Annotated in this window: 6 protein-coding genes and 1 pseudogene; 6 read left to right on the top strand and 1 reads right to left on the bottom strand. The window is 62.6% G+C overall.

All coding sequences use genetic code 11. The features are described from left to right. Positions 1–127: 127 nt before the first annotated feature. From D7W79_RS34835 to D7W79_RS44375, 5 genes are all read left to right on the top strand, one after another. The gene (locus D7W79_RS34835; RefSeq protein WP_120529635.1) at positions 128–1,726 is read left to right on the top strand and encodes an ABC-F family ATP-binding cassette domain-containing protein; all 1,599 of its coding nucleotides are present in this window, start codon (positions 128–130) and stop codon (positions 1,724–1,726) included. 163 nt (positions 1,727–1,889) lie between these two features. Continuing rightward, positions 1,890–2,327, top strand: a complete 438-nt coding sequence (locus D7W79_RS34830) for a hypothetical protein (protein ID WP_120529634.1) — start codon at positions 1,890–1,892, stop codon at positions 2,325–2,327. Between the two features lie 388 nt (positions 2,328–2,715). Beyond that, positions 2,716–3,999, top strand: coding sequence for a Shedu immune nuclease family protein (locus tag D7W79_RS34825; protein WP_120529633.1), 1,284 nt, complete (start codon positions 2,716–2,718; stop codon positions 3,997–3,999). 327 nt (positions 4,000–4,326) lie between these two features. Continuing rightward, on the top strand, positions 4,327–4,623 hold the full coding sequence (locus D7W79_RS34820; RefSeq protein ID WP_208729919.1) for a hypothetical protein: 297 nt from the start codon (positions 4,327–4,329) through the stop codon (positions 4,621–4,623). A 361-nt stretch (positions 4,624–4,984) separates the two neighbouring features. Further along, entirely contained in the window at positions 4,985–6,397 is a 1,413-nt protein-coding gene (locus tag D7W79_RS44375; protein WP_167497777.1) for a hypothetical protein, read from the top strand. On the opposite strand, the gene D7W79_RS34815 is transcribed toward D7W79_RS44375, so the two are convergent. Next, positions 6,384–7,451: a serine/threonine protein kinase gene (locus tag D7W79_RS34815; RefSeq protein WP_147442199.1), complete on the bottom strand. Its 1,068-nt coding sequence runs from the start codon at positions 7,449–7,451 to the stop codon at positions 6,384–6,386. The two genes, D7W79_RS44375 and D7W79_RS34815, sit on opposite strands and share 14 nt — an antisense overlap. 207 nt (positions 7,452–7,658) lie before the next feature. On the opposite strand from D7W79_RS34815, the pseudogene D7W79_RS34810 reads away from it, so the two are divergent. After that, positions 7,659–8,116, top strand: a pseudogene (locus tag D7W79_RS34810) (serine hydrolase domain-containing protein); the annotation flags it as partial.

Raw genomic sequence — 8,116 nt, 5'->3', positions numbered from 1 at the left:
CTGCCCCCGGGGGCGGGGGTGGGAAGCCGGCATTTCCGGGGCGTGCCGGCGGTTACATTGGGTCCTCCAGCAACCGATTCACCGCGCGTCTTGGGTCGCCGCGCCATTTCCGTTACAAGCCGCCGCCATGTTCAACGTCATCAACGTCTCCAAGGCCTACGGGCCCAAGAAACTTTTCGAGGAGGTCAACGTCGCCTTCTCGCCGGGCCGTCGCTACGGCCTGACCGGTCCGAACGGGGCCGGCAAGTCCACGTTCATGAAGATCCTCGCGGGTGACGAGGAGCAGGACATGGGCGAGATCATCCGCCCGCGGAAGCTGGGCATCCTGCGCCAGGACCACTTCCGCTACGAGAACGACCGCGTCATCGACGTGGTGCTGATGGGCAACCGCCACCTGTGGGCGGCCATGGACGAGAAGAACAAGCTCCTGGCCAAGGCCGACATCACGGAAGAGGACGGCAACCGGCTGGGTGAGCTGGAAGGCGTCATCGCGGAAGAGGACGGCTATTCCGCGGAGAGCGACGCGGCCACGCTGCTGGCGGGCCTTGGCATCGAGGAGTCCTTCCACGAAGAGCCCATGCGCCAGCTCACCGGCGGCCTGAAGCTGCGCGTGTTGCTCGCGCAGGCGCTGTTCGGCAAGCCGGAAGGCCTGCTGCTGGACGAGCCCACGAACAACCTGGACATCGACTCCATCCGCTGGCTGGAGAACTTCCTCCATGCCTACGAGGGCGTGCTGATCACCATCAGCCACGACCGGCACTTCCTGAACTCCATCTGCACGCACATCGCGGACATCGATTACGAGACCATCATCCAGTACACGGGTGGTTACGACGACATGGTCCGGCAGAAGTCGCAGCTGCGGACCCGGGTCGAGTCCGAGACGGCGGAGAAGAAGAAGAAGATCGCCCAGCTGCAGGACTTCGTGGCGCGCTTCCACGCGGGTACGCGCGCGTCGCAGGTGCAGAGCCGCATCAAGCAGATCGACAAGCTGAAGACGGAGGACCTGAAGCGCTCGAACATCGCGCGGCCGTTCATCCGGTTCGACCAGAAGGTGGTCAGCGGCCGGCAGACGCTGATGTTCGAGGGGCTGAAGAAGTCCTTCGACGGGGTGCCGGTCATCAAGCCGTTCAAGGGGCTGGTCTGCAAGGGCGAGCGCATCTGCGTCATCGGCCGCAACGCGGTGGGCAAGTCCACGCTGGTGAAGATGCTTGCGGGGCAGCTGGAGCCGGACGCGGGCACCATCACCTGGGGCCACCAGGCGACGGTGGGCTACCTGCCGCAGGACCACCACGGCGTCATCCACAAGGGCACGACGTGCTTCGGTTACCTCCGGGAGATCAGCGAGAAGCTGACCAACGAGGAGATCTCGGGCGTGCTGGGCCGGATGCTCTTCTCGGGTGAGGAGCGGATGAAGCCGACGGACACGCTCTCCGGTGGTGAGACCGTGCGTGTGCTGTTGTCCAAGCTGATGATCACGCAGGACAACGTGCTCATCCTGGACGAGCCGACGAACCACCTGGACCTGGAGTCCATCGCGGCGCTGGCGGAAGGCCTGTCGAAGTTCGAAGGCACGGTCATCTGCGTGACGCACGACCAGGAGCTCATCTCCGAGGTCGCGACCCGCATCTGGAGCCTGGAGGCGGGCAAGGAAGTGCTCGACTTCAACGGCCCGTATTCGGAGTTCATGGAGAAGCACGCGGACGCGGCGCAGAAGCGCCGGTAGTCCCGCGTCACATCCGTAGGCAGTGCCAACGCCGCCCGTTTCCGGTGCTCCCGGAAGCGAGGCGGCGTTTTCGTGGGCATGCCTCTACTCCTCGCGAGGGATGCACAGGCGGAGTGAAATCGGCCAGAACCCTCTCCTCCACTTGGAGAAAAGGATTCACTGAATGCTGAAGTCAGCGTCCGCCGTGCTCTGCCTTTCCGTTGCTGTCGCCCTCACCAGCATGATGCTGGCACCCACGGCACATGCTAGCGGGCTGTTCTCGAAGACCGAGGTCATCTTCGATGAGGATGTCGCGATCCCCTCACACAGCATGCAGACCCGAGGCTTCACGCTGAATCAGAACGCCACCCTCAAGCTTGAGGTCAAGGGCGTCAAGAACACCGACAAGGGTTTCGATGTTTACCTCATGACCGAGGACAACCTGGCGAAGTTCCAAGCCGCCAAAGAGTTCCGCCACTTCCCTGCGTTCCAAGGTCTGCAAGTCTCCAGCGCGACGAACACCCACGATGTTTCCGCCGGGAAGTACGTGTTTGTCGTCCACAACAAATACAACCTGATGAAGGGGATGGTCGTGCACATCAAGGCTACCGTCAATCCGTAACCCCTCCCCTCGGGGTTGAATCTTTCGGGCCCGTTTCGTCTGGAGCGAACGTGATTCGCGGCCCTACCTCCAGCACCGCCATGAGGACCACCATCCGCAGAGTAAGAAGTCGGATAGCTTCAATCCGCGTCGTCTCGACCCGCTATCAACCGTCCACTCACGACTTCAAAGTGCATAGCTACACGCGCTACTGCACTGAATTTCTGTCACGTCTATCCTCTGACCTTGAGCGCGTCTGCGACAGGCAAGATCTCACCTTTCACGACGCTTGCGCACAGGGATTTCTGCCTCGCGCACTGCGCTGACCAGATTAGCCGCACGTCACTACCAGGCGATCATTCAGAAATTCGCGACTGCATGCGTTCGCGAGTAGCTTGGAAGCGCAAAGATGCCACATGACTACGGCCGGGGAAAAGTGAACGTGCTACTGCCGGGGGGCAGCAATAGCGAACCTCGAAATGTCATTTCCGAGCCTAACGAGGTGACGTATGCGCGCGGCAGAAGAACTGACTGTACTTACATCCACCGCACCTTCATTCTCGATCTACGTGCCTCACAGGACTACGGCCAGCCAGCTCGCTTCATTGTCAAGGTTTTCGACGAGACTGGCGAGCTAAATCAGCCTGAGGATACATTCCGCAAGTTAGAGTGGACGGAGCAAACAGTGTTCACCACACCAGGCGGCCGCAAACAAATCAAAATACAGATTGCCCGGGAGGCTGGTCAAATCAGGGAGTTGCAGATCCAGCGAGTGCCCACGAATGGCAATGCAACCAAACTCGAGAACCTCCTGACTCTTGACCGTGAAGCAGCGGCAAGACTCATTGACATGGTTCAGGCACTCAAACACATCCCAATCGAAGGCAGGGAAACAAGACTTCGGATTGACGATCAAACGATCCGCGACTTCTTTGCCGATCCTGAGGCAATATCTCGCTTGTACTCTCGAGATCCTGCGAAATTTCGCCAGATCATTGAGAACGATGCCTCGGCTGGGGACATCATTGCACTGGCCCACCGCAAGAAAGTAGTTCAAGAGTTCCGAGACCTACTCTCCGATAAAAATCATTTTGAGCAAGCGCGAGTTCTGCATGGGGGTAGCAGAGAACGAGTATGGCAGGTACTTCTCGAACAAAACCCGTGGATCTTGGGCATCAGCTTGACTGGTCAACTTCTGACATCCTGGAACAAGAACAAGCTGGAGCAAGTGGTCGCCGGCTTTTCAGTCGTGGGTCCCGGCAAGCGTGCAGACGCATTGATGCGCACCAATGGCAGGATTCGCGCAATGGTGTTCGCTGAAATCAAACACCACGAGACAAGTCTGCTTACAAGTCAGGAGTACCGCCCAGGCTGTTGGGCGCCCTCTCCAGAACTTGTCGGAGGTGTTACTCAGGTACAGCAGACGGTTCATCTGGCTGCAAAACAAATAGGCTCATACCTTCCTGACAACGACGAGGACGGAGCAGAAACGCAGGATGGAACATTTGTCGTCAGGCCTCGTTCCTTCCTTGTCGTGGGGCATTTGGACCAACTTCGGGGTTCAGGAGGAGGCGTACATCGCGAAAAATACCAGTCGTTCGAACTCTACAGGCGCAACCTGTACGAGCCGGAGATCATCACGTTCGACGAACTCTTAGCCCGGGCAGAGTGGCATGTCAGTGGTGACCAATAAAGTATGCTTGGGGCAGCAGCGCCAAGGAATATGTTTGGAGAAGAAAGCCTCGCTCAAAAAGCGTCGCTCCGGTATCCGCCCCACTTAATTGATGTTGCTTGAGCGACTTGGATGAAGCGAGTTGGGGAACACGAAACCGAATGTGCCTCGGTAGGCTAATTGGTACGGAGTCTGTAATGTCACACATTAAATGCTCCCTGCCTGCTCCTCATTCGCCAGAATCCCAAGTCTCACTGAGCTTCTGTCGGCGCTGTCCCCGCTCCTGCGGATCCGTTGGTGGGCATCTGGGGCAGTGAGCGCGTCCTCGGCCCTCAGGCCCGAGGAGAATTGACGCTGGTGCGAGACGGGAGTTCCTGGCGCGCACGCATCGCAGACTTCGACGTTCTGGCCTGGGTCGAGGGTCAAAAGCTCTCCGTCATCTTCCCAGGTCAGGGCGAGCTTCGAGGCACCCTGGCCCAAAATGGCCAGAGCATTTCCGGTCACTGGCTCCAGCCGCCTGTGCTCATGAGCGGCGTGAAGTTCGCCACTCCTGTGGAACTGCGCACGTTTCAGCCAAGTCTCTGGCGCGGCACCGTAGCACCGCTGGAGGACTGGTTCTCGCCGGACCTCGCAGAAGCAGCCTGATGGCTCCGTGACGGCGTTCACCCGCAACCCTGAGCGGGACTTCTCGATCCATCACTACCTGCGCGCGCGATGCACCGTAAAACGTCTGGTGCAGGCGCGTCCTCGCCGCGCTCATGAGCGTTGTGGATGTGCAGCAGCTCGTCTTCCTCGACGAGGCCTTCTGCAATACCTCCATGGCACGCGAGTACGGCTAGGTTCCGAATGGGCGGCTTTCCCCAACGCCAGCGGCTTTGCTCCTGGCTCAATCCAGGCGACGTGGTGCTGCTGGACAACCCTTCTTGATGCCGGAGGGGAACGCGCGTCAGTGGGTATGATGCGGGCCATGTATCCGAGACGCCGTCTCCTGGCCCGTAGATCGTGGTTGTTTGATCTCAGACCTCAGCGGCTCATCGTCTTCCACCGCGCCGAAGGCGTGTACCGGGAGGTCAGTGGAGACGTGCCGGATCATCCATCAGCGCCCGTGGTGCTCGCCGCGCTCGACGAGGCACAGGACGTCTGGGTGGGAAGCGGGGATCGGCGGGTCTTCTCCGTGGGGACCGGCGCGAGCGCTCCCATTCAGACACTTCCGAGGGAGTGCTTCGATCTCACCACTGATAGTGACCGGCTCATCGGAACGGTGGTGGACGACGCCCTCATGCTGGCCACCCTCTTCGCGACCGATGGGTCCGGGCAGCAATGGGAGCCCATGACCTTGCCCAAGCCCGTGCCCGCCACGCACGGGTACGGATATTCCGAGGGGCGCCCCCTCCGTCAGGTCCCCGATGGGGCGTTCCTCGACACGAGCCCCTTCGGCATCACCGTCGTGGAGAAAGGCCGGGGCCGCGTCTACGTGCTCCGACCGGGGGCGGCTCAGCCGGAGGGCGCGCTCCAGATCGAGCCTGGCGGTGAGCAGGACATCTGGCGGGCCCTGGCCACTCCTCACGGCGTGCTCCTCCTGCTCGTCATCAACTACCGGCAGACGGCGCTCCTCCACTTCGCGCTCGATGGCACCCTGCTCGGCTCCATCCCGAAGAGCGATGATGAGGATGAAGATGCGGAAGAACTGATCTGGGGCGGCGCCGGGGTGTGCGTACTCGACGCGTCCCGAGCGCTCCTCTTCGTGCAGGACAAGACCCTCCTGGTGTCACTGCCCGGGCTCCAGGTGCTGGAGACGCTCGTGGGGGAGTGGCCTGCCTTCGTGTCCGTGACGCCTGCGGGACCTGACCGGTGGTGGGTGGGCGCCGAGGACAGTGACGCGCTCTTCCTGCTCACCGCTGAGCCCGGACATCCCTTGCGCATCCAGGCCTCGAACCGGCCGGTGAGCCCGGGCGCGCCGCTCATGCACGTGGGCTACAAGATGCCCGCGTTCCACTGGACCGAGCACAGCTCCGCGCCGCTGAGCGTGTCCGCGCCTGTGATTGAGACGTGGCGGGCGGTGGTGCGCAATGACGGGACTCCGTGTGAGGCCGTGCGGATCCGGGTGTCCGGGGCGCTCCTCGGCGCTCGTGTGGTGGACGTGAGCGTGCGGTATCGCGGCCAGCCGCTCCCGATGGTGGAGGAGCAGCGCGTGAACGTCGTGGGGGTTACCGCCGGATTGGAGGCAGGCGCTACCGCGGAGCTGGAGGTGATCTTCAAGCCCCGGAGCGAAGGCTCGGGACCGCTGACCATCACCGTCGAGCCGTGCTCCTGGCAATCGCAGGTCAAATACTGGCAGTGGCAGGACAAAGAGGAGCCTCGCGTCCTCGCGGTGACGGGCCATCCTGCATCCGCCTGGTTCCCGCTCACGGTGGAATAGCGCGAACCTTCTCGGGCTCGGGCGCAGCGCTCATCTTCCAGAGCAGGGCGCCGCCTCCGAGCAGGCCCCCCAGGCCCACTGCCGCCGCAAGGATCCAGCCTCGTCTTAAGCGGGGCCGTGCCTGGGTCTCCGGGTCGTCGCTCGCGGTGACCTGCTGGACGAGCCGGGCCACCTGCCGCGGTGTCACCGGCACACCCTCGGAGCGGATGAACTCCTCCAGGTCCTTCCGGAACGCGTGGCAATCCGGGTAGCGCTGGTCCCGATCCTTCGCGAGCGCCCGGGCGAGGATGGCTCGCAGGGCATCGGGCAGGTCCGGGCGGTGCCGCTCGGCGGGCACCATGGGCTCGGACAAGACGGCTTGAAACACGTCCCAGTGGGACTTGCCCTCAAAGGGCTTGCGCGTGGTGAGCAGTTCGTAGAGCACCACCCCGAGCGAGTAGACATCCACACGCCGGTCCACCGGCAACCCCCTGATGGCCTCGGGCGCCATGTACACGTGCTGACTCAGGTTGGGGGAATGGTGTTGGGGGGTCCACCGGGACCGGAAGTTCTCGACGCCGAGGTCCACCACCTTGGCCATCCCCTGGCGCGACAAGAGGATGCTGTTCGGCCGGATGCAGTGGTGGATGAGCCTCAGCGGCTTGTTCGTCTCGGGGTCGGTGAGGTCATGGGCGAAGGCGAGCCCCTCGCAGGCTTGCGAGATGATGCGCGCGCACAGTGTCGCCGGCAGGGCCATCCGCTGGACCGACACGTGCCTGATCAACCTGCGCAGGCTGGGTCCGTCGACGTGCTCCCTGGCGAGGAAGTACGTGCCGTCCGCCTTACCGAAGTCGAAGACCTGCACGAGGTGCGGGTGCTTGAGCCGGGCGGCCCTCCTCGCCGTGTCGAGGAACATCTCCGCGAAATCCACGTCCTCGGCCATGTCCGGCCGGAGGCACTGGAGCACCAGCGTCTTTTCGATGCCCCACCGGCCGGCGGCCTTGGCCAGATGATCCTCGATGATGCCTTCTTCGAGCAGGCGGATGCGCTGGTATTTGCCGACGTGAGTTGTCACGACGCGTATGGCTAGCAAATGCCGCCGGTTTCATCCAACGAGGCGTGTAGTGTCATCAAGGCCATGACCCGTTACCGCATCCTTGGGCTTCTGCTGGCGCTGATTCCTCTCCATGTCGGCGCTGTCCCCATGCCCGCGGACCCGTTGGTGGGCATCTGGGGCAGTGAGCGCGTCCTCGGACCTCAAGTCCGAGGAGAACTGACGCTGGTGCGGGATGGGAACACGTGGCGCGCGCGCATCGCGGGATTCGACGTTCCAGCCCAGGTCGAGGGTCGGAAGGTGTCCGTCGTCTTCCCCGGAGGCGAACTCCGAGCCACGTTGGCGGAGAACGGCCAGGGCATCACCGGTCACTGGATCCAGCCTCCCGTGCTCATGAGCGGGATGAAGTTCGCGTCCCCGGTGGAGCTGCGCTCGCTTCAGCCGGGTGTCTGGCGCGGCAACGTGACGCCGCTGGAGGACTGGTTTTCGCTGTATCTCGTCGTCCAGAAGCAGCCCGACGGCTCCGTGACGGCGTTCATCCGCAACCCTGAGCGGAACTTCGGCAACCGGATGCAGTTCCGCGTGGAGCTCCAGGACCGCACGGTCCGGCTCACGTCCACCCAGGGCGACACGCAGCTCGAAGGCACGTTCGACGCGCAATCCGGACGACTGTCCCTCCCCTACCA

Origin of the sequence: Corallococcus exercitus (genome assembly GCF_003611585.1) — a bacterium.
GTDB classification, from domain to species: domain Bacteria; phylum Myxococcota; class Myxococcia; order Myxococcales; family Myxococcaceae; genus Corallococcus; species Corallococcus exercitus.
Note: the sequence above shows the minus strand (reverse complement) of the source record. Positions and strands in the feature narration are given on the sequence as shown.

Excerpts from the sequence above, each read along its gene's own strand:
- D7W79_RS34825 (WP_120529633.1), top strand. The coding sequence starts at position 2,716 with ATGCCACATGACTACGGCCGGGGAAAAGTGAACGTGCTACTGCCGGGG.
- D7W79_RS34835 (WP_120529635.1), top strand. The coding sequence starts at position 128 with ATGTTCAACGTCATCAACGTCTCCAAGGCCTACGGGCCCAAGAAACTT.
- D7W79_RS34830 (WP_120529634.1), top strand. The coding sequence starts at position 1,890 with ATGCTGAAGTCAGCGTCCGCCGTGCTCTGCCTTTCCGTTGCTGTCGCC.